Origin of the sequence: Mumia sp., from assembly GCF_028803055.1 — a bacterium.
Lineage (GTDB): Bacteria > Actinomycetota > Actinomycetes > Propionibacteriales > Nocardioidaceae > Mumia.
In genome coordinates this window covers 1-25726 of the sequence record NZ_JARBCJ010000023.1, presented here as the reverse complement: position 1 = coordinate 25726, position 25726 = coordinate 1, and the positions used below count along the sequence as shown (strand labels likewise).

Sequence of the window (25726 nt, the reverse complement as noted above, 5' to 3'; positions counted from 1 at the left end):
TGCGGCGGCGGGTCGCGGGGGGCCCCCGCCGCGCGCTCGGCGGCGGGGGGGGCCGGCGGCCGGCGGCCGCCGGCGGGGCCCGCCGCCGCGCGCGCGGCGCCGGCCCGCGCCGCGGGCACCGAACGCTGGCCCGGTCTGGCGTGACCGGCCCTGCGCGGGCCACGCGGGTGGGCCTCGGCCCAGGCGAACCACCCGAACCCGCCGAGGGCCAGGGCCGCGAAGAACCACCACTGCACGCCGTAGAAGAAGTGCGGCCCGCTGCCGAGCTCGGGCCCCTCGGGGGCGACGAACCCGTCGGTGGCCGGCTTCTGCTCCTCGAGCGCCAGATAGCCGCCCTCGTACAACGGATAGTCGAGCGCCTGCCCCATCCCGAGAGTCGAGATGGCGCGGACCTGGCCCTCGTCGGGCTGGGTCGCCGACAGGGGCACGTGGTCGTCGGCCCGCCACCAGCCCAGGACGGTCACCTCGCCGGCAGGAGGCTCCGGGATGTCGACCTCGGCGCCCGTCGTGTTGGCCGACGGCACCCACCCGCGCTCGACGAGCAGTGCGCGACCGTCATCGGTCCGCAGCGGGGTGACGACGTCGACGCCGGGCCCGCGCTGCTCGCGGGTGCGGTACTTGACCACGACCTGCGCGTCGGTGTCGTACGTCCCGGTCACCTCGACCCGCCGCCACTCGTGCTGCTGCGACGCGTCGGGGTCGCTGGTCGCCAGCTCGTCGGGCGCGACGGGGGTCGAGACCATGTTGTGCCGGGTCAGCTCGTTGCGGGCCTCACGCAGGTCCCCCCTGCCGAACTGCCAGAATCCCAGCCAGATACAGACCCCGGAGAGGAGCGCGACGAAGAGCGCGAAGGCGATCCAACGTCGCGTCAGCAGGAACCTGTACACAACACGACGGTAGCGAACTGGTCCACGCGCCCCGGGCGGGAGGGCCGTTGTCCTGCCTAGACTGACGGCATGACCGCCGACTCCGTCGTGCAGCACGCCCCGGACGAGACCCGAGGAGGGCTCGCCGACCGACATGGACGCGTCGCGACCGACCTCCGGGTGTCGCTGACCGATCGCTGCAACCTGCGGTGCCAGTACTGCATGCCGGCCGAGGGCCTCGACTGGATGCCGACGGCGGAGACGCTGACCGACGACGAGGTCGTCCGCCTGGTCACGATCGGCGTGGAGCAGCTCGGCATCACCGACGTCAGGTTCACGGGAGGTGAGCCCCTGCTCCGCCGCGGGTTGGTAGACATCGTCTCGGCGACCAAGGCGCTCTCCCCGTCGCCGACGGTCTCGCTGACGTCGAACGGTCTCGGGCTCAAGCACACGGCGCAGGCGCTGGCGGCCGCCGGGCTCGACCGCGTCAACATCAGCCTCGACACGATCCGGCCGGAGACGTTCGAGCGGATCACCCGGCGCAAGCGGCACGCGGACGTCCTTGCTGGGCTGGCGGCAGCCCAGGCGGCCGGGATGGCTCCGGTCAAGGTCAACGCCGTGCTGCTGCGCGACATCAACGACGACCAGGCACCGGAGCTACTCGCGTGGTGCCTCGAGCGCGGATACCGGCTGCGCTTCATCGAGCAGATGCCGCTCGACGCCCAGCACGGGTGGGACCGCGGCTCGATGGTCACCGCCGACGAGATCTTCGAGCGCCTCGCGCCGCACTTCGAGCTGTCGCCGGCCGACCGCGAGCGCGGCTCCGCTCCCGCCGAGGAGTTCCTCGTCGACGGCGGACCGGCCACGGTCGGCATCATCGCGTCGGTCACGCGACCGTTCTGCGGAGACTGCGACCGCGTACGCCTGACCGCCGACGGTCAGGTCCGCAACTGCCTGTTCGCCCGCGAGGAGTCAGACCTTCGAGCGGCGTTGCGGGGAGGGGCGTCGGACACGGAGATCGCCGACCGTTGGCGTGCCGCGCTGTGGACCAAGCTGCCCGGCCACGGGATCGACGACGTCGACTTCCTGCAGCCCAGCCGCCCGATGTCGGCGATCGGCGGCTAGAGGCCGTCCGAGAGCGGCTGGGTCTCTTTCCAGAACCCACGGGCGGACAAGAACTGACGCAGGGACGCCTCGTGCTCGTCGCACGCCAGCCAGGTCTTGCGCCGGTCGGACGTGTGGATCTTGGGGTTGTTCCACAGCAGTGCATGCTGCGCGGGACTCTCGCAACCCTTCGCCGAGCAGATGAGGGGCGCGTCGGCGGCGGGGTCAGTCTCGGTCATCGCGTCCTGTCTCGGGGGAGGAGTCGTCGGCGGCGGGCTTCGTCACGGGGCCGGTCCCGAGCTCGCCGATCGGCTCCGGGCGGACGACGTCGGCCTGGTCGGTCGGTCTGCGGCGCGCGGTGTTGGCGAAGACGACGGCGACGTAGGGCAGGATCAGGGCTCCGGCGATGAAGACCCACCGAGCCCAGCCGGTGACCACGACGGCCATGATGAAGCAGACCGTACGGATCAGCATCGACACCAGATAGCGGTTCTGCCGGTGGCGAAGCTCCTCGCTGCGTCCGACCTGGGCGGTCGTGATGGCGACCGGGTCGTCGTGACGATCCTCCATCCCCCCACGGTACGCCAGCCGATCAGCGGCATGATGGGCAGCATGACGAACCGCACCTACCGCATCACCGAGATCGTCGGCACCTCGTCCGAGAGCGTGACCGAGGCCATCACCAACGGCATCTCGCGCGCTTCCCGAACCTTGCGCCACCTGGACTGGTTCGAGGTCGAAGGGATCCGCGGCCATATCGAGGGAGACCAGGTCGAGCACTACCAGGTGACTCTCAAGATCGGGTTCCGCCTCGAGGACGACGAGTAGGCGGTGAAGCAGCTCGTCGTGGTCCGGCACGCGAAGGCCGAGGGATCCGCGCCGTCAGACGCCGCTCGGGCGCTGACAACGCGCGGGCGCGCGGACGCGCGCCGACGCGGCGAGCAGCTCGCCGACTTCGTCACCGGGACGACGAGGGCTCTGGTCTCGCCGGCGGTGCGGACGCGGGAGACGTTCGAGGAGCTCAACCGCTCCCTCGGCCTGGGTGAGGACCACGTGACGTACCCGGGTGCGCTCTACGAGGCGAGCGCGCACGGGGTCCTCCAGGAGGTCCGGATCCTCGACGACGCGCCGGTCACGGTGATCGTCGTCGGGCACAACCCGGCGATGGGCGATCTCGTGTGGATGCTGCACGACGGGACCCGCAACGCCGCGTGGACGGCCTATGGGGATCGGGGCTTCCCGACCGCGGCGGCGGCAGTGATGACGTACGACGGCGAGTGGGCCGACATCGACCCGCGGACCATGCGGCTGGAGGACTACCTGGCGCCGTCTCCGGGCTGAGGGTCGGTCTCGGCGACCTCGGCGTCGGCGGCCTCGATCTCCTCGCGGGTGATGCCGAGGAGGAAGACGATCGCATCGAGGTAGGGGACCGACAGCGACGCGTCAGCCGCGTCCCGCACGGCGGGCTTGGCGTTGAACGCGATGCCGAGCCCGGCCTCGGCGAGCATGTCCAGATCGTTGGCGCCGTCGCCGATCGCGACGGTGTTCGCGACCGTGATGCCCGCCTGCTCCGCGAACCGCCGCAACGCCGCAGCCTTGCCGGCCCGATCGATCACCGGGCCGGCGACGCGGCCCGTCAGACGGCCGTCGCGGACCTCGAGCGTGTTGGCGGCCCAGTAGTCGATCCCCAGGTCGGCGGCGAGGGTGTCGATGATCTGCGTGAAGCCGCCGGAGACCAGGGCGAAGCGGTAGCCGAGCCGCTTGAGCGTCCGGATCATCGTCCGAGCGCCGGGCGCCAGCTGGATCGACTCGTAGACGGCTCCGAGCACGGAGACGTCCACGCCTTCGAGGAGGGCAACGCGCTCGCGCAGGGAGTCGGCGAAGTCGAGCTCGCCGCGCATCGCCGCCGCCGTCACCTCGGCGACCTCCTTCTCGCACCCCGCATAGGCGGCGATCATCTCGATCACCTCGCCCTGGATGAGGGTGGAGTCGACGTCCATGACGACGAGCCTTTGGGCGTGCTGGTGGATGCCGAGCGGCTGCACCGCCACGTCGACCCCCTGACGCGCCGCCTCCAGGGCGAGGGCACGGCGCAGGGCCTCGGGTGCGGCGCCGGAGACGTCGAGGTCGATCGCGGTCACCGGGTAGCGCGCCATCCGGACGATCCGGTCGATGTTGCCGCCCGCGGCGGCGATCTGAGCCGTCACCGCGGAGAACTGGCTGGGAAGCAGAGGGGCGCCGAGGACGGTGACGTGGCTACGGCCCCGGCGGCGCCCGCGGTTGTCACCCTGCCCGTACGACACGTCGTGGTCCATGTCGAGCTCGGACGCGACGTCGGCCACCGACCGCTCGAACGCCTCGCGGTCCGCGGGCTCGGTGAGCAGCACCGCGAGCACGAGCCGGCCCCGCAGCACGATCTGCTCCACGTCGATGACCTCGACGTCGTACGGCGCGACGACCTCGAAGAGACGAGCGGTGACGCCGGCGTGGTCACGGCCCAGCAGCGTCACGGAGACCGTGGGAGCGTCGAGCGGCGCGGTCGGCGTGGGGACAGGCGCGTTCACGGCACGAGATTAGGCCATCGTGCGTGCGGTCAGCGGGGTCGACCCGCGCTGCACGCCACCACCAGCGCGTGCCGCGCGGCCCGCGCGAGCGCCCGCAGGTGGACCGCGCGGGTGTCGGACTCCCAGGCGGTGACCGCCGCGGAGTCGGTGTCCTCGGCGAGCTCGGCGATCGCCAGGCACCGCAGGGCGGTCGCGGTCAGCTGCGCTGCTCGCGGGTCGTACCCCGGCGCCAGGGAGGGCGCGGCCACGTCCCTGATGTCGGAGAGGGCCTCACGCACCTCGGGGCGCCATCGGGCGACGTCGAGTGACAGCAGCTCGTCGGCGGCCGTCGCGAGCTCGGTCCGCAGCTCGCGCGAGGCCTCGGCGACCCCCGCAGTGGGGGAGACGGGACGGGCCTCGTACAAGTGCCAGAAGACGCCGCTCCCGACGACCTCCGGCACGAGGCCGACACCGGCGCCCTCCACGACCACGGCCTCGCCGGCATCGGTGGCGGCGGCGGTGAACGCCGCCGGCCCGGCCAGTCCGTACGGGTCTCCCGGCGCGGGGAGCGCGAGGCTGGCGCCCGTGGCCCCGGCACGGCGCAAGGCGCCCCACGCGAGCAGCAAGGTCTCCGCCACCGGGGTGGCGTCGCCCCCGGGGGAGACGGGTCCGTCGGTGTCCGCGAGCACGTGGTGGGCGGCGTCCTCGGCGCGCACGGAGTCGACCGCGGTCTCGAGCGGCGCGGCGCCGGCGAGCCAGGAGTTGAACCAGCACACCCAGCGCGCGGAGCGGGTCAGAGGAGGCACGACGACGAGCCTAGGACGTCAGGTGGTAACCCGCGTCAGGCACTGCGACGACGGGTGCCGTAGGTTTGGGACGCCCACCCCAGAACGGCCAGGAGTAGTGCATGGCGCCCGTGCTCGAGCTCGCCGACGTCTCCGTACGACGCGGCACCGCCACGTTGCTCGACGACGTCAGCTGGACCGTCCGTGAGGGCGAACGCTGGGTGGTCATCGGACCCAACGGCGCCGGCAAGACGACCATGCTTCAGATCGCCTCGACGCAGATCCATCCGTCGTCCGGCGTGGCGACGGTGCTGGAGGAGGTCCTCGGCGCGGTCGACGTCTTCGAGCTGCGTCACCGCATCGGCTACACGAGCGCGGCGGTCGCCGAACGCATCCCCCGTGGTGAGCGCGTCCTCGACGCCGTGCTGACCGCTTCGTACGGCATGACCGGTCGTTGGCGGGAGGAGTACGAGGAGTTCGACGAGGCCCAGGCCATGCTGCTGCTGCGGCTGATGGGTGTGGACGGACTGGCGGGACGCACCTTCGGCACGCTGAGCGAGGGCGAGCGCAAGCGTGTCCTGATCGCCCGCGCGCTGATGACCGATCCCGAGCTGCTCCTGCTCGACGAGCCTGCTGCCGGTCTCGACCTCGGCGGACGCGAGGATCTGGTCTCCAACCTCGGCAAGCTCGCGCGCGACCCCGAGGCGCCGGTGCTCGTCCTCGTGTCGCACCACGTCGAGGAGATCCCGCCGGGCTTCACGCACGTCCTCATGCTGCGCGACGGCAAGGTCACCGCGAAGGGGCCGATCGAGGAGACGCTGACCGCGCAGAACTTGACGATCACCTTCCAGATGCCGCTGATCCTCGAGGTCCGCGACGGTCGGTACGCCGCTCGTCGCGCGCCTCGCTGACCGTCGTCTTGCCCTCAGGTCGCGGGAACCGCCGGAATCACCCGCGCGCCCGATAGAGTCCTGTTATGGACGCGTTCTGGAACTGGCTGGCCGACAACGGGTGGGCCGGCTGGCTGGGCGCCGGTCTTCTGCTGGCGACGGCCGAGCTGCTGAGCCTCGACCTCGTGCTGCTGATGCTCGCGGTGGGCGCGTTCTCCGGTGCTTTCGCCGCTGCCGTCGGGGCGCCGTTCGCGGTCTCCGCCCTGGTGGCCACGGCCGTCTCGCTCGCGATGCTGCTGCTGGCGCGGCCTTCGATCGTCAGGCACCTCCACCGCGGGCCGGAGCTCGCCACCGGCACCAAGGCCCTCATCGGCACCAGCGCGGTCGCGCTGACGCCTGTCGACGCCGCCACCGGGCAGGTCAAGATCGGGGGAGAGACGTGGTCTGCGCGGTCCTACGACCCTGCGGTCGTCATCGAGGAGGGCGCACGCGTCGCCGTCTTCGAGATCGACGGCGCGACCGCCGTCGTCTACCCCGAGGCGTAGCCAGGAGCCGGCTTCGGTTGTGTTCGGGTCTGCGCTAGTCTCCGGGTCACGGGTCCTCGAAGAGCAAGGAACGAAACAGCATGGCAGCCCTGATCGTCCTGGCACTGCTCGTGATCGCCGTCGTCGTGGCGCTCGCGAAGTCCATCCAGATCGTGCCGCAGGCCCGGGCAGGGATCGTGGAGCGGTTCGGCAAGTACAAGACGACGCTCAATGCGGGGCTCAACGTCATCACGCCGTTCGTCGACAAGGTGTCGTTCAAGATCGACCTTCGCGAGCAGGTCGTGTCGTTCCCGCCGCAGCCGGTGATCACCGAGGACAACCTGGTCGTCTCGATCGACACGGTCATCTACTTCCAGGTCACCAACCCCATCGCCGCGACGTACGAGATCGCCAACTACATCCAGGCGATCGAGCAGCTGACCATGACCACGCTGCGCAACATCATCGGCGGCATGACGCTCGAGCAGACCCTCACCAGCCGCGACGAGATCAACACCAAGCTCCGTGGCGTCCTCGACGAAGCGACCGGCAAGTGGGGCATCCGGGTCAACCGTGTCGAGCTCAAGGGAGTCGATCCGCCGCCGTCCATCAAGGACTCGATGGAGAAGCAGATGCGGGCCGACCGCGACAAGCGCGCCGCGATCCTCCAGGCCGAGGGCAGCCGGCAGGCCGCGATCCTCACGGCCGAGGGCGAGAAGCAGTCGCAGATCCTGCGCGCCGAGGGCGACCGCGAGGGTCAGATCCTCAGCGCCCAGGCCAAGCGGGAGTCGCAGATCTTGACCGCGCAGGGCGAGGCCCAGGCGATCGCCACCGTCTTCCAGGCGATCCACGACGGCCAGCCCGACCAGTCGCTGCTCGCCTACCAGTACCTCCAGATGCTGCCCGCGATCGCTCAGGGCGACGCCAACAAGCTGTGGATCATCCCCAGCGAGGTCGGTGACGCCCTCAAGGGGCTCGGAGCAGCAGTCGGTCAGATCCCGACGGCCGTCGACGGACCCAAGACCCGCGTGTCCTACGACGAGCCGGTCACCGACGCCAGTGCTCGGCCCAACCTCTCGGAGGCCCACCGCGCCGTCAGCGAGGCGCTCGAGGCCGCCAAGGAAGCCTCCGCTCCGGATGTCCCGCCACGGGTACTCTCCGACGGACCCGAGGCGCCGGCCCAGGACGTGCCGGCTCCCGAGGCGCCGGCCCAGGACGCGCCGACTCCGGACGCCGTGCAGGGTGAGAGCGCTGCCGGCTGGGAGGACGACACCACCAAGATCTGGGAAGACGGGTCCACGGGACGACAGTGAGCGGGGCTCAGCAGTAGCGCCACCGGGTGATCAGGCGCACACTGGGACAAAGTCCCGTTCAGCTCCTCCCCAGGAGGCCGCCATGAGGTCCAGCAGCGTCCCCGAGCTCGTCCCGGTCCTGTCACCGGGGAAGCACCGGAACCCCCGAAAAGGGGCGTGCTTCATGGAGTTCGCGTCGTACCTGGCCGGTGAGAAGTGGAGCGACCAACCGGCCTGCACCCACCCGCTCCTGGCCGGGCTCGCCCGGCTCGTCAACGACAACGTCACCGACGACACTCGTACGTCGATGGTCGAGCTGGTGCCCAAGGTGGTCGGGCTGAACAGTCCAGATCCGAGGATCCACGCGGCGATCTGTGTCCGGGCCGCGGCGATCGCGCTGCCGCTGTCACCACGGGCGCACCAGCGGGCGCTCGCAGTGGGCCTGCTCGCGGTGGAGCGCTATCTCGAGGACATCGACATGGTGCTCCCCGAGGAGCTCGACGGACTGACGGCCGACGCGTTCGCGCAGGCGCCCGCAGCGGAGCAGTGGGCGCGCGGGTTCCGTCGCGGGCTCACTACCCACCCGAAGCACTTCTCGAGGCGCGCCGCGCCGCGGATCGTGCTCAACAGCGTCGACGGCGTCGTACGGTCGGTCAGCACCGACTCCGACACCGTCCTCCGGCGGATGCTCTCCGACGCCATCGACGACTGCGAGCAGCTGATCAGTGCTGGAACGTCCCGAGAAGTGTCGCCCGCGCCAGTGTCTTGAACGCGAGGTTGAACGAGACGACGGCCGGCGTGGCGTTCTCGTCCACGCCGAGGCGCTCCTCGCCGATCGCGTGGACGACGAAGTAGTAGCGGTGCGGCATGTCGCCCTGCGGGGGCGCCGCTCCCGCGTAGTCGGACGTCCCGAAGTCGTTGCGGACGTGGAACGCTCCGGCGGGGAGGATCCCGCCGGAGCCGGCTCCGGTCTCCAGCGACCGTACGTCGCCCGGGACGTCGACGAGCACCCAGTGCCAGAACCCTGACGGCGTCGGTGCGTCGGGATCGAAGCAGGTGACCACGAAGCCCTTGGTGGTGTCCGGGAATCCCTCCCACGACAGCTGCGGCGAACGGTTGCCCGCGTCGTAGACCTGCGCCTCGTCGAGTGCGTCTCCGTCGGAGATCTCGGTGCTCGTGACGGTGAAGGACGGGACGGGCGGAAGGTAGTCGTACGGGTTCGGCGCCACCGGTCGGTCGAGGATCATCGGCACTCCTTCGAGTAGGGGATCTCCACCGGACGGTATCGCGAAGGGACCTGGTTAGCATCGAGCTGTGAGCCACGGACCCGGACTGCCGCACCCGCCATACCCCTCAGGGCTGATCCTCGCCGGTCGGCGGGTGGTCGTGGTCGGGGGTGGCCACGTCGCCGCGCGCCGTCTGCCCGCGTTCCTCGACGCGGGGGCCGCCGTGACGGTCGTGTCGCCCAAGGTCGACCCGGTCGTCCGCGAGGCGGCGTCACGGGGCGAGATCGCCCTCGTGGAGCGGGAGTACGAGACGGGGGATCTGGCCGGCGCGTGGTACGCGATGGCCTCGACGGACCGGCCGGCGGTGAACGCCGCCGTCGTCGACGAGGCGACCGAGGCGCGGATCTTCTGCGTGCGCGCGGACGACGCCCCCCTCGGCACCGCGTGGACTCCCGCGGTCGGGCACGTGCACCAGACGACGGTCGCGGTCCTCTCCAACCGTGACCCGGCTCGGTCGGCGCGGACGCGCGACCGGCTGCTCGACTCCCTGCGAGACGGCGCCGATGGCTGAGGTCGTCGCCGTCGACGACCCGGCAGACGCTCGGCTGAGGGACTACGTCGACCTCCGCGACGTGCAGCTGCGCAAGCTGCTCGAGTCCGAGCGCGGAGTCTTCATCGCCGAGGGGGAGAAGGTGGTCCGGCGAGCGGTGGAGTCCGGCCACCAAGCACGCTCGTTTCTGATGGCGCCGCGGTGGCTGGAGACGCTCTCCGACGTGCTCGACACCACCGACGCGCCGGTCTTCGTCATGCCGGAGGCGGAGATCGAGCGGGTGACCGGCTTCCACGTCCACCGGGGTGCGCTCGCGAGCCTGGACCGGAAGCCGGTGCCCCCGGTCGAGGAGGTCCTGGCGAACGCCCGCCGTGTGGTCGTCGCCGAGGACCTCATGGACCACACCAACGTCGGCGCGGTGTTCCGCAGCGTCGCGGCCCTCGGCTTCGACGCGGTGATCCTGTCCCCACGGTGCGCCGACCCGCTCTACCGTCGAGCCGTCAAGGTGTCGATGGGGTCGGTGTTCTGGCTGCCGTACGCCCGGGTCGACGACTGGTACGGGTTCCCGGAGCTGCTTCGGTCGCTCGGCTGGACCAGTCTCGCGATGACGCTCGCCGAGGACGCTCGAGACCTGCGCGACGTGGCGCCGGCCGACCCGGGGGAGAAGATCGCGCTCCTCGTCGGCGCCGAGGGCGACGGCCTGTCACCGCACTGGAGCCGCAGCGCCGACGTACGCGTGACGATCCCGATGGCCGCCGACATCGACTCGCTCAACGTCGCAGCCGCGACGGCGGTCGCCTGCTGGGCGTTGGCCGGACCTGCGGTCGGCTAGGTCAGAGGTCGTGCGCCGAGGTGACGCGCGCGACGGCGGGCCAGTCGGCGGGGTAGTCCTCCGCGATCGCCTCGGCCTGCTTGAAGAGCTTCTTGCGGGCCCGCGCCGGGACACGGTCGCCGAAGACCGTGCCCATCAGGTGATCGGTCTCGTGCTGGAGGCAGCGCGCGAGCGTGCCGCCCTCGCCGACGTAGGTGACCGGCGCGCCGGTGTGGTCGGTGCCCTCGACGCGCGACCAGTCGGGCCGGGCGCAGTACGAGTAGGCACCGGGAAGGGAGAGGCAGCCCTCCTCGCTGTCGTCGAGGTTGCGGTCGCCGGGCTCGGGGAGGGTCAGGACCGGGTTGCAGACGACGCCGGCCACCCGCTTGTTGTCACCGTCGGTGCAGTCGAAGACGAACACCTGGAGGTCCACGCCGATCTGGTTCGCCGCGAGCCCTGCACCCTCGGCCGCGTACATCGTCGCGAACATGTCGGCGACCAGCTGCTCGAGGTCGGCGTCGTACGAGGTCACCGGTGCGAGCTTGCGGTGCATCACGGGCTCACCCCAACGGGTGATCGGACGTACCGTTCCTCCGGAGGGCAGGGAGACGGGCAACAGGGGCTCCTTCGCACGGAACTTCGGCCGACGGGCTGACCAGGGCAGGGTATCCGACCTTGTTCTTCAGGATGGATGCGCGAGGTTGCAACTCACAGTTACAGTGGGCGTCACAGGTTCTGCCTTTCCGACCACGAGGAGACGCTGTGACAGCGCACTCGACGCGCCGAGACCCCATGAGCAAGGGTCTCGCCGTCCTCAACCGGATCGCCTCGATGCCGGTGCTCGACCGACTCAACCTCCGCCACCCCTCCGAGCAGGTGGCCTACCACGGGGCGCGCGTCGGCTTCCGCACGGCAGGCGCCGTGAGCCGGGGCTTCCGACGAGTGCCCGGACGCGGCGCACCGGTGCGCCCCACGGCGGCGCCCACCACCGGCGTCTTCGATCTCACGCCGACCGAGGACCAGCAGATGATGGTCGACGTCGTCGCCGAGTTCGCCAGGGAGGTCGTCATCCCCGCGGTCGAGAAGGCCGAGACGGCCCTCGACACGCCCGCCGACCTCTTCACCCAGGCGTACGAGCTCGGGCTCACGCTGACCGGTCTCCCGGAGGACCTCGGAGGACTCGCCGCGGAGCGCTCTGCCACGACGGGCGCTCTGGTGGCCGAGGCGCTCGGCCGTGGCGACATGGGGATCGCTGCCAGTCTCCTCGCGCCGGGATCGGTGGCGACGGCGATCGGGTTGTGGGGCGACAGCACCCAGCAGGCGACGTACCTGCCGGCGTTCACCGGCTCCGACGTCCCGGCTGCCGCGCTCGCCGTGGCCGAGCCGCGGGCGCTGTTCGACCCGTTCGGACCGCGGACGACCGCACGCTCGGTGCCTGGCGGCGGCTTCGTGCTGGACGGCGTGAAGTCGGGGGTGATCCGGGGAGCGTCTGCCGAGCTCTTCGTGGTGGCCGCGACGACCGACGACGGGCGGCCGGCGCTGTTCGTGCTCGAGTCGAGCACCCCGGGCATCACCATCGAGACCGACCCGTCGATGGGCCTGCGAGCGGCCGCACTGTCGCGACTCGTCCTCGACGGCGTGACCGTGCCGGCCGAGGCCCTGCTGCCCGAGAGCATCACCTCGTACGCCGACAGCGTCCGCCTTGCCCGGATCGCGTGGAGCAGCCTGGCCATCGGCGCCATGCGCGCCGTGCTCGACTACGTGATCCCGTACGTCAAGGAGCGCAAGGCGTTCGGCGAGCCCGTCGCCCACCGTCAGAGCGTGGCGTTCATGGTGGCGGACATGGCGACCGAGCTCGAAGGCGCACGCCTGGCGACGTTGCGTGCGGCCTCCCGCGCCGACCTCGGCCGGTCGTTCGCCCGCGAGGCGGCGCTGTCGCGCCGTCTGTGCACGGAGTACGGCATGAAGATCGGCACCGACGGGGTGCAGCTCCTCGGCGGTCACGGCTTCACCAAGGAGCACCCGGTCGAGCGGTGGTACCGCGACCTGCGTGCGGTCGGCGTCATGGAGGGCGGCCTCCTCGTCTGAGGGGCTGCCAGGAGGAGACAAGAGCAGATGATCAATCTCGAGACGCCCAGCAAGTTCCGCGGGTTCGTCGCGCAGGCCCATCGGGTCGCTGCCGAGTTCATGCGGGCCAACTCCCGCAAGTACGACCTTGCCGAGCACGAGTATCCCAAGGAGCTCGACATGCTCGCCGCCGTCGTCGACGGCATGGGCGACTCCGGCGAGGGCCAGGGCGCCGGGGCCGCCGGGGTGCGCCGCGCCGCGGAGACCGGCACGGCGGTCCGCAACGGCTCCAACATGGCCTCCGTCCTGTCGGTCGCCGAGACCTGCTGGGGTGACGTCGGGCTCACCCTGTCGCTGCCGCGCCAAGGGCTCGGCAACTCCGCGATCGCCTCGGTCGCCACCGACGAGCAGCTCGAGCGCTTCAAGGGCATGTGGGCGTCGATGGCGATCACCGAGCCCGGCTGCGGCTCGGACTCGGCCGCGATCACGACGACCGCGACCAAGGACGGGGACGTCTACGTCCTCAACGGGGAGAAGATCTACGTCACCTCCGGCGAGCGCAGCGACGCGGTGGTCGTGTGGGCGACGCTCGACAAGGCGCTGGGGCGGGCGGCGATCAAGTCGTTCGTGGTGCCGAAGTCGCTGCCGGGCATCCGGGTCGAGCGGCTGGAGCACAAGCTCGGCATCAAGGCGTCGGACACCGCCACCATCATGCTCGACAACTGCCGTGTGCCCGCCGAGAACCTGCTCGGCGACCCCGAGGTGCACACCGACAAGGGGTTCGCCGGGGTCATGCAGACCTTCGACAACACCCGGCCGCTGGTGGCGGCGATGGCCGTGGGGTGCGCGCGTGCGGCGCTCGAACGCACCCGCGAGATCCTCGAGGACGCGGGGGTCGACATCGACTACGACCGGCCGGTGCTCGCCCAGTCGGCCGCCGCGGCGGCGTACCTCCAGATGGAGGCCGACTGGGAGGCTGCGCATCTCCTCATGCTCACCGCGGCGTGGATGGCCGACAACCGCCTGCCCAACTCCCTCGAGGCGTCGATGGCCAAGGCGAAGGCCGGGCGCGTCTGCAACCAGGTCACGCTGCGCTGTGTGGAGCTGGTGGGCACGTTGGGCTACTCGGAGGACGAGCTCCTCGAGAAGTGGGCGCGCGACTCCAAGATCCTCGACATCTTCGAGGGCACGCAGCAGATCCAGCAGCTCATCATCGCGCGTCGCGTGCTGGGCCTGACGTCGACGGAGCTGCGCTGAGGTGATCGTGCCCGGACCGGTCACGCGGTCATCTGGGTCCGCGTGACCGGTCCGGGCGGATACGCTGGGCCCTGACCGTGCGGGCAACCTGCCCGGCGGACGTGGTCGCCTCCCTGCACCGAACCGGAGCTTGCGCTATGACGACGATCCCCGATCAGGCGTTTGCCGGCGTCGAGCACGACGTCGAGTACGAGGTCACCCGTCTGCTACGCCGCTCTCGCCTGCGCGGGCTGGGCACCATCAACCGGATCCACCCTGACCTGGACTTCGCGTCCTACATGCTGCTCGTGGCCATCGTCGATGCGCGGCCAGGTGGTGGGCACGGAGTCCGCGGTTCCGACCTCGCCGATGCGGTGAGCGTGCACAAGTCGACGGTCAGCCGGGGGATTGCCCAGCTGGAGCAGCTCGGACTCGTGGAGCGCGTGCCGGACCCGACGGACGGTCGGGCCAGGCTCATCTCCCTCACCGAGGTGGCGCGAGAGCGGCTGGCGGAGGTGCGCGCGACTCGACGGGCGCGACTCGCCCGGGCGATCGCCGACTGGACCGAGGACGACCTCGACACCCTCGCGTCATTGTTGGGCCGCCTCAACACCGGGCTCGAAGCTCCCACGGAGTAGCCGCCCGCCGTACGCTCGCCCCGCCCTCCTCGCGCCGGCCCCGACGGCGATTCGGTGAGGAGATCGGGACGTTCGTGCCGTACGAGCCCGATCTCCTCACCGAATCGCGGGGGCGTCGCGGGTAGGGCGTCGCGGGGTGGGGCGTCGCGGGGTGGGGCCGCACCGCCGGGCGCCAGAGTGCCGAGGATCTGGGAGGGTAGGGGAATGAGCAATCTCGAGAAGCCAGTCATCGAGTTCCCCGAGGGCGACGAGCCGGAGGACCTCGACATCCTCGACATCGTGGAGGGCACCGGCGCCGAGGCCAAGCCCGGCGACTACGTGACCGTGCACTACGTCGGCGTGAAGTTCCGTGACGGCGCGGAGTTCGACGCGTCGTGGAACCGCGGCGAGTCGATCCGGTTCCCGCTGCAGGGTCTGATCCAGGGATGGCAGGAGGGCATCCCCGGGATGAAGGTCGGTGGGCGCCGTCAGCTCACCATCCCGCCGCACAAGGCGTACGGCGCCGCAGGCGGCGGTCACCCGCTGTCCGGCGAGCCGCTGATCTTCGTGATCGACCTGCTCGGCGTCGGCTGAGCAGACGTCTTCCCTGGTCGGGCGCCGTCGCGGCGCCCGACCGGGCCTCACCCGGTGCGCGACGCTGGTCGCAGCGTGGCCGAGCCGGCGCGGGTCGAACTGAAGGCCCCGGTACGGTAGGAGCGATGAACACCTTCTCGGGACGTTCGCGGCGTCGTGCCGCCCTCGCACTGTCCGCTGCGACGGTGTCGGTGATCGCCCTCGCGGGGTGCTCGGAGACCGAGGAGCCCGTGCCGGCGCCAGGGCCCGCCACCCCCGCGGCCCCGACCCTCGGGAGTCTCGGAGAGCTGCGCGGCCTGACGATGATCGACACCTCGTGGGAGTCCTACCGCACCGCGAAGGTCACCTCCGTCACCGGCCGGCCCGACGCCCGGGCCGTCGACGTCACGTACGAGGCGAGCGACGCGACGTGCGAGAAGCTGGCCGGATTCGCGCAGCGTCGCACCAAGACTCAGCTCCAGGTGACGATCGTGATCGGGCGCCAGGACGACTGCGAGCCGGGCACCGTGAAGGCCGCCACCACCTCCGTTCCCCTCACCGAGCCGTTGGGCACCCTGGCACCGGTCGCCTCGCCGTACTCGGAGGAGTCGGTCGCGATCGGCTGAGGTGCCTCACCTCAGGGCGGAGATGAGCTTCGTGACCCGCTTCGGTGAGACCGAGGCCGCGGTACGCAGACGCTGCGCGAAGAGGCTGACCCGCAGCTCTTCGAGTGCCCAGCGAGCCGCCGCCACCGCGTCGGACTGCCGCTCGATGTCAGGAAGCGCTTCGACCGCCTCATAGAACCGTGCCTCGAGGTCCTGGACGATGTGGCGGTTCTCCTCCTCGCCGCGGTCCGTCGCGTGCTGGACCCGGAACGCGGCGGCACGGAGATAGCGAGGCACGTGACGCAGCTGCTCGAGCCCGGTCTCGGACACGAACCCGTCGAAGACCAGCCACGACAGCTGCACCTCGACGTCGCGCACGATCTCCGGCTTGGTCCGGCGGGCCTCGTCGAGCTCGGACCGCAGGGATCCCAGGTCGGAGATCACCCGCTCCACCTCACGCGCCACGGCCGAGGTCTGGGCGTACAGCTCGGAACGCACCTGCTCACGCAGCAGCCCGAACGTCTCGGCGTCGCGGACGACAGCACGGCCGGTGACCGCGTCGATCCCTGCCAGGACGCAGTCGGCCATCAGCAGGGACGTGCTGCGGTACGGCGAACCGGCCAGCACCAGCAGGGTGCGGGTCCCGAGGTCCTTCGACACCTGCGCGGCCGGCGACGGGACGTTCAACGCCAGCAGACGGCGTACGCCCTGCCGCGTCGCGATCTCGGCGTGCCGGGCGGAGGCGAAGACCCGGAGGTCGACGTGGGTGCCGCGGTCGACGAGCGCCGGGTAGGCCGTGACCTCGTGCCCGCGGCTCACCGACGTCACCTCGGTCGGGATCGTGCCGAGGTCCCACGCCATGATGCCGGTGCGCTCGAGGTTGCTCGAGGCCGCGGAGATCGTACGGCCGAGGCGGGGGCGCAACTCGGCTCGCAGCGCGTCCAGATCCTTGCCGCGGGCGATCTCCGCCTCGCCGTCCCGCACCCGGAACGTGACTCTCAGGTGCCGGGGGAGCGAGGCGAGATCGAACGTGCCGGGCGCGACGACATCGCCGTTGAGGGTCCGGATGCCTGCCGACATCGCCTCCGCCACCGGGAGCGTCGTGTCCAGGGGGAGCGCCAGCAGCCGGCGGGCCACATCCGGTGCGGGCACGAGCCGCCGTCGTACGTCCTTGGGGAGCCCGCGCAGCAGTGCCGTCACGAGCTCCTGGCGGTAGCCGGGGACACCCCACAGGAAGGCCGTCTCGTCGAGATCGGCGAGCCGCTCGAGCGGGACGTCGACCGTGACACCGTCGACGTCGCTCTCGGGCTCGAAGGCGTACGAGAGCGGCAGGTCGATGCCCGCGGACTCCCACGTCGTGGGGTACGCCTCGAGCGCCACGTCACCGGCGTCGTCGCGCACGAGGTCGTCGGGAGTGAGGTCGAGGAGGTCGGGCGTGCGTCGTCGCGCCTTCTTCCACCACGTGTCGAAGTGGCGCACCGAGACGACGTCGGGCCCGACCCGGTTGTCGTAGAACGCGAACAGGGTCTCGTCGTCGACGCGGATGTCGCGTCGGCGGACCCGGTCCTCCAGGCCCTCGATCTCGGCGATGACCTCGGCGTTGTGGGTCCAGAAGGCGTGGTGCGTGCTCCACTCGCCCTGCACCAGCGCGTGCCGGATGAAGAGCTCGCGCGCCACCTCCCGGTCGATCGGCCCGTACGAGACCAGCCGGTCGGCGACGACCGGCACGCCGTACAGGGTGACCCGCTCGTGCGCCATGACCGCCCCTCGGCGCCGCGACCAGTGCGGCTCGGAGTAGGTGCGCTTGAGAAGGTGGGCGCCCTCCCGCTCGATCCACGCGGGCTCGACCTTGGCGACGGTGCGGGCCCACAGCCGCGACGTCTCGACGAGCTCGGCAGCGACGACCCACTGGGGCGGCTTCTTGGCGAGCCCTGATCCGGGGAAGATCGCGAACCTGCCGTTGCGGGCGCCGAGGTAGTCACGGGTCTCGCCCTCGCGCAGGCCGATGTGCGACAGCAGCCCGGCGAGCGCCGCCGCGTGGATGCGGTCGGGGTCGGCAGGAGGTCCGTCGGACTGGCCCAGGTCGAGTCCGAGACCACGGCACTGGTCGCGCAGCATCGCGTGCACGTCCTGCCACTCGCGGATGCGGACGTAGTGCAGGTACTCCTCGCGCACCGTCCGGCGGAAGGCGTTGCCGGACAGCTCACGGCGCTGCTCGCGGAGGTAGTTCCACAGGTTCAGATAGGCGAGGAAGTCCGAGGTCGGGTCGGCGAACCGCGCATGCTTGGTGTCGGCCTGCTGCTGCGCCTCGAGCGGGCGTTCGCGCGGGTCCTGGATGGACAGCGCCGAGACGATGACGAGCATCTCGCGCAGCACCCCGTACGACGAGGCGGCGACCAGCATCCGCGCCAGCCGGGGATCGAGCGGGAACGCGGCGACCTGTCGCCCGACGGTGGTGAGCGAGCTCCGCATGCCCCGTGCGCCGTCGCTCAGCGCCCCGAGCTCCTCGAGGAGGCCGACGCCGTCGCGCACCGCGCGGCGGTCGGGCGGGTCGAGGAACGGGAAGTCCTCGACCGGCCCCAGGTCGAGCGAGGCCATCTGCAGCAGCACCGACGCGAGGTTGGTCCGCAGGATCTCCGGGTCGGTGAACTCCGGACGCGACGCGAAGTCCTCCTCCGAGTAGAGCCGGATGCAGATGCCGTCCGACGTGCGCCCGGAACGGCCGGCCCGCTGGCTCGCGCTGGCCTGGGAGATCGGCTCGATCGGCAGCCGCTGCACCTTGAGACGCTGGCTGTAGCGGGAGATGCGGGCAGTCCCGGGGTCGACGACGTAGCGGATGCCGGGGACCGTCAGCGACGTCTCGGCCACGTTGGTGGCGAGTACGATCCGGCGCCCGGTGTGGGGCTCGAAGACCTTGTGCTGCTCGGCCGCGGACAGCCGGCCGTACAACGGGAGGATCTCGGTGCGGCGGAGCTTGCGCTCGCGGAGCATGTCGGCGGTGTCGCGGATCTCGCGCTCCCCGGAGAGGAAGACGAGGACGTCGCCGTCGGACTCCCGGCCCAGCTCGTCGACGGCGTCGCCGATCGCGGCGAGGACGTCGCCTGATCCGGCGTCGGCGCGCTCCGAGGGCGGACGGTAGCGGACCTCGACCGGGTACGTCCGTCCGCTCACCTCGATGATCGGTGCGGGGCTGCCGTCGGGCGCCGCGAAGTGGGCCGCGAAGCGCTCGGGGTCGATGGTCGCGGAGGTGATGACGACCTTGAGGTCGGGACGACGGGGGAGGAGTCGACGGAGGTAGCCGAGCAGGAAGTCGATGGTCAAGGACCGCTCGTGCGCCTCGTCGACCACGATCGTGTCGTAGCGGAGCAGCATCGGGTCGTCGTGGATCTCGGCCAGGAGGACACCGTCGGTCATCACCCGGACGAGCGTGCTGGGACCGGAGCGGTCGTCGAACCGGACGGCGTACCCGACGGTCTCGCCGAGCGTCGTCCGGGTCTCCTCCGCGATCCGGGCGGCGACGCTGCGGGCGGCGATGCGGCGGGGCTGGGTGTGTGCGATGGTCCCGCGGACACCGCGACCGAGGCCGAGCAGGATCTTGGGCAGCTGGGTCGTCTTGCCGGAGCCGGTGGCGCCGGCGACGACGACGACCTGGTGGTCGGCGATGGCGGCCGCGATGTCGTCACGACGCTCGGTGACCGGCAGCTCGGGCGGGAAGTCGAGGTCGGGGACCGACGCCCGGCGAGCGGCCGCCCGTGCCTCCGCCGCGGCCACGTCCTTCTCGACGTCGGCGAGCTGCTCGGTGCGTCGAGCGGCGTCGCGCTGGGACGCTGCGCGGTCGAGCCGTCGCCGGAGCCGTCGCTCGTCGCGCAGCGTCACCTCGCGCAGCCGCGTGCGCAGCTCGCCGACGGTCATCCGAGAACCCCTAGGGAAGGTCGAGTGCGTCCTTGAGCAGGGCGTACCCGACGAACGCGACGATGTCGATCACCGCGTGGGCGATCACCAGCGGCACGATGCGCCCTGTCCGCTGGTACCAGTACCCGAACACGATACCCATCACCGCGTTGCCGATCGCCGGCCCGATCCCCTGATAGAGGTGGTACGAGGCTCGGAGGGCAGCGCTGGCCGCGAGCACCGACCACCGGTTCCACCCCAGCTGGGTCAGCCGCCACATGAGGTATCCGACGACGATGACCTCCTCCAGCACCGAGTTCATGAGGGCGGAGAGGATCAGCACCGGCACGCGCCACCAGTGCTCGTCGAGACCGCTGGGCACGATGGTCGCGGTGATCCCGAGCTCCCGGCCCACGAAGTAGAGGCCGAGCCCGGGGACCCCGATGAGCGCGGCGAGCCCGACGCCCCAGCCGGCGTCACCTGCGGCTGTGCCTCGTCCGATGCCGAGGACGCGACGGGGAGCGTCGCTCGAGCGCACGAGGAGATAGAGGACCAGTGCGACCGGAACCAGGGCGAAGCCGATGCCGAGGAGCTGGTAGGTCAGGTCGAGCCAGGGCCGGTCGCTCCGAGACGAGTTGAGTGTCGCCGACTGGTCGGCCAGCGGTCCACGCGTCAGCTTCGCCACCAGGGAGACCGTGGCGTAGACCGCCGACTGCAGCAGCGACAGCAGCAGGACGATCCAGACCTCGGTGCTCAGCAGCCGCTTCTGCGGCGCCGCAACGGGGTCGGGAGCCGGGACCAGGGGTCCGGGGAACGTGAGCGTCACGGCATCACGGCGTCACAGCCTGCGCGCGGACAGCGTGTCGCAGGAGTTGACGTCGCCCTTCTCGTATCCGGTCATGAACCAGCGCTGACGCTGCTCGGCCGAGCCGTGGGTCCAGCTCTCCGGGTCGACGCGGCCGGTGGCCGACTTCTGGATGCGATCGTCACCCACCGCTGCGGCGGCCGACAGCGCAGACGCGATGTCGGCCTTCGTGAGCGGCTTGATGAGGGTGGTGCCCTGCTCGTCCTGGGTCGTCGCTGCATGGTTGGCCCAGACGCCTGCGAGGCAGTCGGCCATGAGCTCGACCCGGACCGCGCCCGACTTCGCGCCCTGCGGGTCCTCCTGGGAGTACTTGAGGACGCCGAGCAGGTTCTGGACGTGGTGACCGTACTCGTGGGCCACGACGTACATCTGGGCCAGCGCACCGTCGTCGGCGCCGAACCGCGTCGTGAGGTCGTCGAAGAACGACGTGTCGATGTAGACCTGCTCGTCGGACGGGCAGTAGAACGGCCCGACGTCACTGCTCGCGGCGCCGCAGGCCGACTGGGTCTGACCGGAGTAGAGGACGGTGTACGCGTCGCGGTACTGGCGGTTCGCGTCGGCCGGGAGCGCGTCACGCCAGTAGTCCTGGACGCTGTTCACGGTGCCGATCACGCGGCACGTGTCGTCGCGGTTCGCATCGGCCCCGGTCTTGCACTCGGAGAAGTCGGCCTGCGTGCCGGACTGCTGGACCTGAGACGTGTCGAAGGCGCCCGCCGAACCGCCCTGGTCGAACGGGTTGACCCCGAGGAAGGTCGCGATGAGGAACAGGATGATCGAACCCGCACCACCGCCGATGAGCGCGCCACCCCGGTTGGAACCGCCGCTGCGCACCTGGCTCGTGTCGAGACTGGCGCCTTCGTTGAACGTCATGGTCGGAGTGTAGGGCCGGGCGGCCGTACGATCCGGTCGCCGGGGGAGGGCTTCCCCGCCATCGGACCGGGCGGGACCGCCCCGGCTACAGTGCAGCGGTGAGCGAGTTGAGCACCGTCGGCTTCACCGTGCCGTCATCTCTCGGGGGTTCGGACGAGGTGCGTCGACGCGGGTTGCGTCGCATGCGCACGCTCGCCACCGGGCTGCTGGTCGTGGCGGCGGTGATCTATGCGCTGACGCACGGCGAGTCGGGCGCGCTGGGCTACGTCAACGCCGGCGCCGAGGCGGCGATGGTGGGCGCGATCGCGGACTGGTTCGCGGTGACGGCGATCTTCAAGCACCCCATGGGCCTCCCGATCCCGCACACGGCCCTGATCCCACGCCGCAAGGATGCGCTCGGCGAGAGCCTCCAGGAGTTCGTCTCTGACAACTTCCTCAACGAGCCGGTGGTCCGCGAGCGCGTCGAGGCAGCACGGATCAGCCTGCGCGTCGGCAGCTGGCTCGCCGATCCGGTCCACGCTCGGCGCATCGTCGACATCGGGTCGCGGGTCCTGCGTGACGGGCTGTCGCGCATCAGCGACGACGACGTGGCGGCCATCGTCCGCGAGGTCATCGTGCCCCGCCTCAAGGCTGAGCAGCTCAGCCCCGCCGTCGGCCAGGCCCTCGGCGAGATCGTCCGCGACGGCGCCCATCACGGGCTGGTCGACATCGCGGCGGAGGAGATGCACCGCTGGCTCGTCGACAACCAGGAGACCGTCGAGGGCATGGTCGCCGAGCGGGCCCCCTGGTGGACCCCGCACTGGGTGGACGGAAGGATCTCCACCCGGATGTATCGCGAGGCTCTGTCGTGGGTCGACGACGTCCGTACCGACCCCGACCACAGCGTCCGGCAGTCGCTCGACGCCTTCCTTGTCTCGCTCGCCGGCGACCTGGAGCAGGATCCGGACACCCAGGCCCGGGCCGAGGCCCTCAAGGAGCGGATCCTGTCCCAGCCGCAGGTCGTCGACGTGGCGGTGGCGCTGTGGAGCGGGCTGCGGCACGCCCTCCTCGACTCGCTCGACGAGTCCGCGGGCATGCTGCGCACCCGCATGGTCGCGCTCCTGTGCGAGACGGGCGAGCGCGTCGCCGCCGAGCCCGAGCTCCAGGCTCGCCTGGACCGCATGATGAGCGACACCGCGGCGTTCGTCGTCACCAACTACGGCAGCGAGATCGCCACGGTGATCTCGGAGACGGTGAACCGCTGGGACGGCAAGGAAGCGTCCCGCAAGATCGAGCTGCACGTCGGCCGCGACCTGCAGTTCATCCGGATCAACGGCACCGTGGTCGGCGCTCTGGCGGGCGTCACCATCCACGCGGTCTCGCAGCTGCTCTGACCGGCGACCCACGTAGGGTGAGCGGGTGAGCGAACGCTTCTCCTCCGTCGACGACGTGACCGAGCGGCTCGCTGCCCTCGGCTATCTCGCGTCCACGTCCGTCGCGACCACCGTCTTCCTCGCCGACCGGCTCGACAAGCCGCTGCTCGTCGAGGGCCCCGCGGGCGTCGGCAAGACCGAGCTGGCCCGCGCCGTGGCCGGGGCGACGGGAGCCGGGCTGGTGCGGCTGCAGTGCTACGAGGGCGTCGACGAGGCCCGGGCCCTCTACGAGTGGAACCACGCCAAGCAGCTGCTGCGCATCACCGCCGGTCGCGGCGAGACCTGGGACGCGACCCGCGACGACATCTTCACCGACGAGTTCCTGCTCGCTCGACCCCTGCTCCAGGCCATCCGTTCCGACGAGCCGAGCACCCTGCTGATCGACGAGGTCGACAAGGCCGACCTCGAGATCGAGGGCCTCCTCCTGGAGGTGCTCAGCGACTACGCGATCACGGTGCCTGAGCTGGGGACTCTCACCGCCCGTCACGCGCCGTTCACGGTGCTCACCTCCAACGCGACGCGGGAGCTCAGTGAGGCGCTCCGGCGGCGGTGCCTCTTCCTGCACATCGACTTCCCCGAGCCGGAGCTCGAGGAGCGGATCGTCCGGACGCGCGTCCCCGCCGTCGACGAGGCGCTCGCGGTGTCACTGGTGAGGGTCGTCAACGCCCTCCGGCGGATCGACCTGCGCAAGGCGCCGTCGGTGTCGGAGACCATCGACTGGGCCCGGACGCTCCTCGCACTCGGCGCGGACTCGCTCGACGAGGCGGTCGTGGACGAGACGCTGGGCGTCCTGCTGAAGCACACCGACGACGTCGCCCGTGCAAGGGCGCACCTGCAGCTCGACGAGGCGGACGGGCGCAGATGAGCGTCGGGTCGGGAGAGACCGGCTCACTCCCTGGGCGGCTCGTCGCGATGGTGGAGTCGCTGCGCGGCCACGGCATGGTCGTGGGCACCAGCGAGACCGTCGACGCCGCCCGGGTGATGGAGGTGCTGTCGCTCGCCGACCGTGCCCTCCTGCGTGAAGGGCTCGCCGCGGCGTTGCTGCGGCGGTCGGGGCAGCGTCGGGTGTTCGACGCCGTCTTCGACGTCTACTTCCCGGTCGGCGTCGGTGGGCGCGAGTCGGTGCGTGAGGAGACGCAGACCCGCGCGACCGGTGCCGGCGAGGACCGCTCGTCCGAGCCGCCGACGGTTGCGGAGCTTCGTGAGGATCTCGTCGACGCCCTGGCGCGGGGGAGTGGCGGGGCGCTGGACGAGGTCGCCGCGGCCGCGGTCGACGCGCTCGGGGCGGTCCAGGGTGCGGACGGTCCCGGCATGGCAGGATCCGGCTGGTCGGCGCGCCAGACCCTCGAGCAGCTGCGCCCGCAGACCGCGATCGTGAGGGCGCTGGCACGACGGGGGAGCACCGAGGGCTTCGCCGAGCGGCTCGACCGTGACGAGGTGCGCCGCGACGTCGAGCGTTTCCGTGAGCTCGTCCAGTCCGAGGCCAGCCGTCGTACGGCCGAGGTCCGAGGACGCGAGCGGGTCGCGCGCTATGCCGTCCGGCCCGACGCCAGCCAGGTCGAGTTCCTCGCCGCCAACCGGGCGCAGGTGCTGGAGCTGCGCCGCGCCGTGCAGCCGCTCGCGCGGCGCCTGGCCACGCGTCTGTCGGCGCGACGACGGCGCCGCAACCGCGGTCAGGTCGACATCCGGCGGACGCTGCGGCGGTCGATGTCGTACGGCGGGGTGCCGCTGCAACCGGTCTTCGAGCACCGGCGCAAGGCCCGGCCCGAGCTGGTGCTGCTCTGCGACGTGTCGGGGTCGGTGGCGGGGTTCGCTGGGTTCACGATGCTTCTGGTGCAGGCGTTGCGCGACCAGTTCAGCAAGGTGCGCGTGTTCGCGTTCGTCAACCACACCGACGAGGTCACCGAGCTCGTCACCTCCGGGGAGTCGGACCCGGCGGCTTTGGCTGAGCGCATCTCGTCGAGCGCGAACGTCGCGCCCTGGCACCCCTCGAGCGACTACGGGCGGGCGCTGCGTTCGTTCGTCAGCCGGTACGGCAACGTCGTCGGTCCCCGTACGAGCGTGCTGATCCTGGGGGACGCCCGCACCAACAACCTGGATCCGGACCTAGACGCGCTGCGTGACGTGGTGGCTCGTGCCCGCCGCACGTTCTGGCTCAATCCCGAGCACGAGAGCCGGTGGGGGCTGGGCGACTCGGTCGCGCCGGCGTACGCGCAGATCGTCGACATGCACGAGTGCCGCACCGTCGATCAGCTCTCGCGGCTCGTCGGCCGGCTGCTGCCGGTCTAGCCCTACGACCCGAGGTGCCACGCGGCAGAGAGGAGACAGAGGTGCGACCGCCGGAGATCCTCCCTGCGCTGCGTGAACGGTTCAGCCCGATGGCGTTCGACCGGAGCCACACGCTCTCCGACCTCGACGTGGAGGCGCTGCTCGAAGCGGCGCGGTGGGCGCCGTCGGCCGGAAACTCCCAGCCCTGGGCGTTCCACCTCCGCCGCCGCTACGAGGCCGGGCACGACCTGCTCGTCGAGCACCTGGCCACGAGCTCGCGACGCTGGGCGCCGGACGCCAGTGCGCTCGTCGTCAACCTCGCCCGTCACGAGGTGGGCGAGAGCGGCCTGCAGTACTCCGAGTTCGCCGAGTACGACCTGGGTCAGGCGGTCGCGCACATGACGATCCAGGCGCACGCGATGGGCTTGGCGTGCCGTCAGTTCCGTGCCTTCGGCCTGGAGGCGCTCGAAGCCTCGCTCGAGGTGGCACCGGGGTGGCGCGTGCTCACGATGACGGCGATCGGTCTCGGCGAGCCGGACCCCTCCACGGAGCGGACGCGCCGGACCATCGGCGAGCTGCGCAGCGACGGGACGGCCTAGTCGATCGGCTGCGGATCGTGGGGATGGTCGACGTCGGCGAGGAACGCGTGCTCGTAGATCTCGTAGACCAGCGCCGACTTCGCCGCGTTGTACTCCGACATCCGCTGCAGCGAGCGGCCCGACAGGTCGGTC

Annotated in this window: 28 protein-coding genes; 18 read left to right on the top strand and 10 right to left on the bottom strand. The window is 71.2% G+C overall.

The genetic code is table 11. From position 1 onward, the window contains the following. The coding region (locus PV363_RS04230) for an SURF1 family protein (RefSeq protein WP_301021740.1) at positions 1-887 on the bottom strand (887 nt) is incomplete at its 3' end. Between the two features lie 69 nt (positions 888-956). Between PV363_RS04230 and moaA the strand changes: the two genes are divergently transcribed. Further along, on the top strand, positions 957-1991 hold the full coding sequence (moaA, locus tag PV363_RS04225) for a GTP 3',8-cyclase MoaA (protein ID WP_220341630.1): 1035 nt from the start codon (positions 957-959) through the stop codon (positions 1989-1991). Here moaA and PV363_RS04220 read toward each other — a convergent pair. Both PV363_RS04220 and PV363_RS04215 read right to left on the bottom strand, forming a co-directional pair. Further along, positions 1988-2209: an acetone carboxylase gene (locus PV363_RS04220; RefSeq protein WP_220341631.1), complete on the bottom strand. Its 222-nt coding sequence runs from the start codon at positions 2207-2209 to the stop codon at positions 1988-1990. The genes moaA and PV363_RS04220 overlap by 4 nt on opposite strands. Continuing rightward, the gene (locus PV363_RS04215; protein ID WP_220341632.1) at positions 2196-2540 is read right to left on the bottom strand and encodes a DUF3099 domain-containing protein; all 345 of its coding nucleotides are present in this window, start codon (positions 2538-2540) and stop codon (positions 2196-2198) included. The genes PV363_RS04220 and PV363_RS04215 overlap by 14 nt, the downstream gene beginning before the upstream one ends. A gap of 42 nt (positions 2541-2582) precedes the next feature. Here PV363_RS04215 and PV363_RS04210 point away from each other — a divergent pair, with 42 nt between their 5' ends. Both PV363_RS04210 and PV363_RS04205 read left to right on the top strand, forming a co-directional pair. Continuing rightward, positions 2583-2798 carry a dodecin gene (locus tag PV363_RS04210; RefSeq protein WP_220341633.1) on the top strand — a complete coding sequence of 72 codons (216 nt, stop codon included), beginning with the start codon at positions 2583-2585 and terminating at the stop codon, positions 2796-2798. 3 nt (positions 2799-2801) lie between these two features. Further along, the gene (locus PV363_RS04205; protein WP_220341634.1) at positions 2802-3311 is read left to right on the top strand and encodes a histidine phosphatase family protein; all 510 of its coding nucleotides are present in this window, start codon (positions 2802-2804) and stop codon (positions 3309-3311) included. On the opposite strand, the gene serB is transcribed toward PV363_RS04205, so the two are convergent. Next, a complete protein-coding gene (serB, locus tag PV363_RS04200; protein ID WP_301021739.1) occupies positions 3287-4534 on the bottom strand; it encodes a phosphoserine phosphatase SerB in 1248 nt (415 codons plus the stop codon). The genes PV363_RS04205 and serB overlap by 25 nt on opposite strands. A 29-nt stretch (positions 4535-4563) precedes the next feature. Next, entirely contained in the window at positions 4564-5319 is a 756-nt protein-coding gene (locus tag PV363_RS04195) for a hypothetical protein (RefSeq protein WP_220345065.1), read from the bottom strand. Between the two features lie 101 nt (positions 5320-5420). On the opposite strand from PV363_RS04195, the gene PV363_RS04190 reads away from it, so the two are divergent. The 4 genes from PV363_RS04190 to PV363_RS04175 all read left to right on the top strand — a co-directional run bounded on the left by PV363_RS04190 (position 5421) and on the right by PV363_RS04175 (position 8773). Further along, entirely contained in the window at positions 5421-6209 is a 789-nt protein-coding gene (locus PV363_RS04190) for an ABC transporter ATP-binding protein (protein ID WP_220341637.1), read from the top strand. 65 nt (positions 6210-6274) lie between these two features. Beyond that, entirely contained in the window at positions 6275-6733 is a 459-nt protein-coding gene (locus PV363_RS04185) for an NfeD family protein (RefSeq protein ID WP_220341638.1), read from the top strand. Positions 6734-6813: 80 nt separating this feature from the next. Next, positions 6814-8025 (top strand): SPFH domain-containing protein, encoded by a 1212-nt coding sequence (locus PV363_RS04180; protein ID WP_220341639.1) that lies wholly within the window; start codon positions 6814-6816, stop codon positions 8023-8025. An 82-nt stretch (positions 8026-8107) separates the two neighbouring features. After that, the gene (locus PV363_RS04175; protein WP_220341640.1) at positions 8108-8773 is read left to right on the top strand and encodes a hypothetical protein; all 666 of its coding nucleotides are present in this window, start codon (positions 8108-8110) and stop codon (positions 8771-8773) included. On the opposite strand, the gene PV363_RS04170 is transcribed toward PV363_RS04175, so the two are convergent. Continuing rightward, positions 8727-9251, bottom strand: a complete 525-nt coding sequence (locus PV363_RS04170; RefSeq protein WP_220341641.1) for a YbhB/YbcL family Raf kinase inhibitor-like protein — start codon at positions 9249-9251, stop codon at positions 8727-8729. The two genes, PV363_RS04175 and PV363_RS04170, sit on opposite strands and share 47 nt — an antisense overlap. Positions 9252-9318: 67 nt before the next feature. On the opposite strand from PV363_RS04170, the gene PV363_RS04165 reads away from it, so the two are divergent. Further along, positions 9319-9801, top strand: coding sequence for an NAD(P)-dependent oxidoreductase (locus PV363_RS04165; protein WP_220365165.1), 483 nt, complete (start codon positions 9319-9321; stop codon positions 9799-9801). After that, a complete protein-coding gene (locus PV363_RS04160; protein ID WP_220341643.1) occupies positions 9794-10612 on the top strand; it encodes an RNA methyltransferase in 819 nt (272 codons plus the stop codon). Before PV363_RS04165 ends, PV363_RS04160 begins: the two co-directional genes overlap by 8 nt. A 1-nt stretch (position 10613) precedes the next feature. On the opposite strand, the gene def is transcribed toward PV363_RS04160, so the two are convergent. Beyond that, entirely contained in the window at positions 10614-11207 is a 594-nt protein-coding gene (def, locus tag PV363_RS04155; protein ID WP_220341644.1) for a peptide deformylase, read from the bottom strand. 146 nt (positions 11208-11353) lie between these two features. On the opposite strand from def, the gene PV363_RS04150 reads away from it, so the two are divergent. From PV363_RS04150 to PV363_RS04130, 5 genes are all read left to right on the top strand, one after another. Further along, the gene (locus PV363_RS04150) at positions 11354-12679 is read left to right on the top strand and encodes an acyl-CoA dehydrogenase family protein (RefSeq protein ID WP_301021738.1); all 1326 of its coding nucleotides are present in this window, start codon (positions 11354-11356) and stop codon (positions 12677-12679) included. 27 nt (positions 12680-12706) lie between these two features. Next, a complete protein-coding gene (locus tag PV363_RS04145; RefSeq protein WP_220345069.1) occupies positions 12707-13915 on the top strand; it encodes an acyl-CoA dehydrogenase family protein in 1209 nt (402 codons plus the stop codon). A gap of 137 nt (positions 13916-14052) precedes the next feature. After that, the gene (locus tag PV363_RS04140; protein WP_220341647.1) at positions 14053-14532 is read left to right on the top strand and encodes a MarR family transcriptional regulator; all 480 of its coding nucleotides are present in this window, start codon (positions 14053-14055) and stop codon (positions 14530-14532) included. A 204-nt stretch (positions 14533-14736) separates the two neighbouring features. Further along, complete coding sequence (locus tag PV363_RS04135) at positions 14737-15105, top strand: FKBP-type peptidyl-prolyl cis-trans isomerase (RefSeq protein WP_220341648.1); 369 nt, start codon at positions 14737-14739, stop codon at positions 15103-15105. A 125-nt stretch (positions 15106-15230) separates the two neighbouring features. After that, positions 15231-15710 (top strand): hypothetical protein, encoded by a 480-nt coding sequence (locus tag PV363_RS04130; protein ID WP_220345070.1) that lies wholly within the window; start codon positions 15231-15233, stop codon positions 15708-15710. Positions 15711-15716: 6 nt separating this feature from the next. Here PV363_RS04130 and hrpA read toward each other — a convergent pair whose 3' ends face one another. Genes hrpA through PV363_RS04115 form a run of 3 tightly spaced genes read right to left on the bottom strand, consistent with a single transcriptional unit; the run spans position 15717 to position 21315 of the window. Beyond that, positions 15717-19601: an ATP-dependent RNA helicase HrpA gene (gene hrpA / locus PV363_RS04125; protein ID WP_301021737.1), complete on the bottom strand. Its 3885-nt coding sequence runs from the start codon at positions 19599-19601 to the stop codon at positions 15717-15719. 10 nt (positions 19602-19611) lie between these two features. Continuing rightward, entirely contained in the window at positions 19612-20406 is a 795-nt protein-coding gene (locus PV363_RS04120; RefSeq protein WP_301021736.1) for a CPBP family intramembrane glutamic endopeptidase, read from the bottom strand. A 12-nt stretch (positions 20407-20418) separates the two neighbouring features. Further along, a complete protein-coding gene (locus PV363_RS04115; RefSeq protein WP_301021735.1) occupies positions 20419-21315 on the bottom strand; it encodes a neutral zinc metallopeptidase in 897 nt (298 codons plus the stop codon). Positions 21316-21413: 98 nt separating this feature from the next. Here PV363_RS04115 and PV363_RS04110 point away from each other — a divergent pair, with 98 nt between their 5' ends. From PV363_RS04110 to PV363_RS04095, 4 genes are read left to right on the top strand one after another with little or no spacing between them, the layout of a single operon-like run. Beyond that, positions 21414-22688 carry a DUF445 domain-containing protein gene (locus PV363_RS04110; protein ID WP_301021734.1) on the top strand — a complete coding sequence of 425 codons (1275 nt, stop codon included), beginning with the start codon at positions 21414-21416 and terminating at the stop codon, positions 22686-22688. Between the two features lie 25 nt (positions 22689-22713). Then, positions 22714-23592 carry a MoxR family ATPase gene (locus PV363_RS04105; RefSeq protein ID WP_220341652.1) on the top strand — a complete coding sequence of 293 codons (879 nt, stop codon included), beginning with the start codon at positions 22714-22716 and terminating at the stop codon, positions 23590-23592. Continuing rightward, positions 23589-25016, top strand: coding sequence for a VWA domain-containing protein (locus tag PV363_RS04100; protein WP_301021733.1), 1428 nt, complete (start codon positions 23589-23591; stop codon positions 25014-25016). Before PV363_RS04105 ends, PV363_RS04100 begins: the two co-directional genes overlap by 4 nt. Before the next feature lie 41 nt (positions 25017-25057). Next, on the top strand, positions 25058-25594 hold the full coding sequence (locus PV363_RS04095) for a nitroreductase family protein (RefSeq protein ID WP_301021732.1): 537 nt from the start codon (positions 25058-25060) through the stop codon (positions 25592-25594). Positions 25595-25726: the final 132 nt, after the last annotated feature.

Excerpts from the sequence above, each read along its gene's own strand:
- moaA (WP_220341630.1), top strand. The coding sequence starts at position 957 with ATGACCGCCGACTCCGTCGTGCAGCACGCCCCGGACGAGACCCGAGGA.
- PV363_RS04220 (WP_220341631.1), bottom strand. The coding sequence starts at position 2,209 with ATGACCGAGACTGACCCCGCCGCCGACGCGCCCCTCATCTGCTCGGCG.
- PV363_RS04215 (WP_220341632.1), bottom strand. The coding sequence starts at position 2,540 with ATGGAGGATCGTCACGACGACCCGGTCGCCATCACGACCGCCCAGGTC.
- PV363_RS04210 (WP_220341633.1), top strand. The coding sequence starts at position 2,583 with ATGACGAACCGCACCTACCGCATCACCGAGATCGTCGGCACCTCGTCC.
- PV363_RS04190 (WP_220341637.1), top strand. The coding sequence starts at position 5,421 with ATGGCGCCCGTGCTCGAGCTCGCCGACGTCTCCGTACGACGCGGCACC.
- PV363_RS04185 (WP_220341638.1), top strand. The coding sequence starts at position 6,275 with ATGGACGCGTTCTGGAACTGGCTGGCCGACAACGGGTGGGCCGGCTGG.
- PV363_RS04180 (WP_220341639.1), top strand. The coding sequence starts at position 6,814 with ATGGCAGCCCTGATCGTCCTGGCACTGCTCGTGATCGCCGTCGTCGTG.
- PV363_RS04175 (WP_220341640.1), top strand. The coding sequence starts at position 8,108 with ATGAGGTCCAGCAGCGTCCCCGAGCTCGTCCCGGTCCTGTCACCGGGG.
- PV363_RS04170 (WP_220341641.1), bottom strand. The coding sequence starts at position 9,251 with ATGATCCTCGACCGACCGGTGGCGCCGAACCCGTACGACTACCTTCCG.
- PV363_RS04160 (WP_220341643.1), top strand. The coding sequence starts at position 9,794 with ATGGCTGAGGTCGTCGCCGTCGACGACCCGGCAGACGCTCGGCTGAGG.
- PV363_RS04145 (WP_220345069.1), top strand. The coding sequence starts at position 12,707 with ATGATCAATCTCGAGACGCCCAGCAAGTTCCGCGGGTTCGTCGCGCAG.
- PV363_RS04140 (WP_220341647.1), top strand. The coding sequence starts at position 14,053 with ATGACGACGATCCCCGATCAGGCGTTTGCCGGCGTCGAGCACGACGTC.
- PV363_RS04135 (WP_220341648.1), top strand. The coding sequence starts at position 14,737 with ATGAGCAATCTCGAGAAGCCAGTCATCGAGTTCCCCGAGGGCGACGAG.
- PV363_RS04130 (WP_220345070.1), top strand. The coding sequence starts at position 15,231 with ATGAACACCTTCTCGGGACGTTCGCGGCGTCGTGCCGCCCTCGCACTG.
- hrpA (WP_301021737.1), bottom strand. The coding sequence starts at position 19,601 with ATGACCGTCGGCGAGCTGCGCACGCGGCTGCGCGAGGTGACGCTGCGC.
- PV363_RS04115 (WP_301021735.1), bottom strand. The coding sequence starts at position 21,315 with ATGACGTTCAACGAAGGCGCCAGTCTCGACACGAGCCAGGTGCGCAGC.
- PV363_RS04100 (WP_301021733.1), top strand. The coding sequence starts at position 23,589 with ATGAGCGTCGGGTCGGGAGAGACCGGCTCACTCCCTGGGCGGCTCGTC.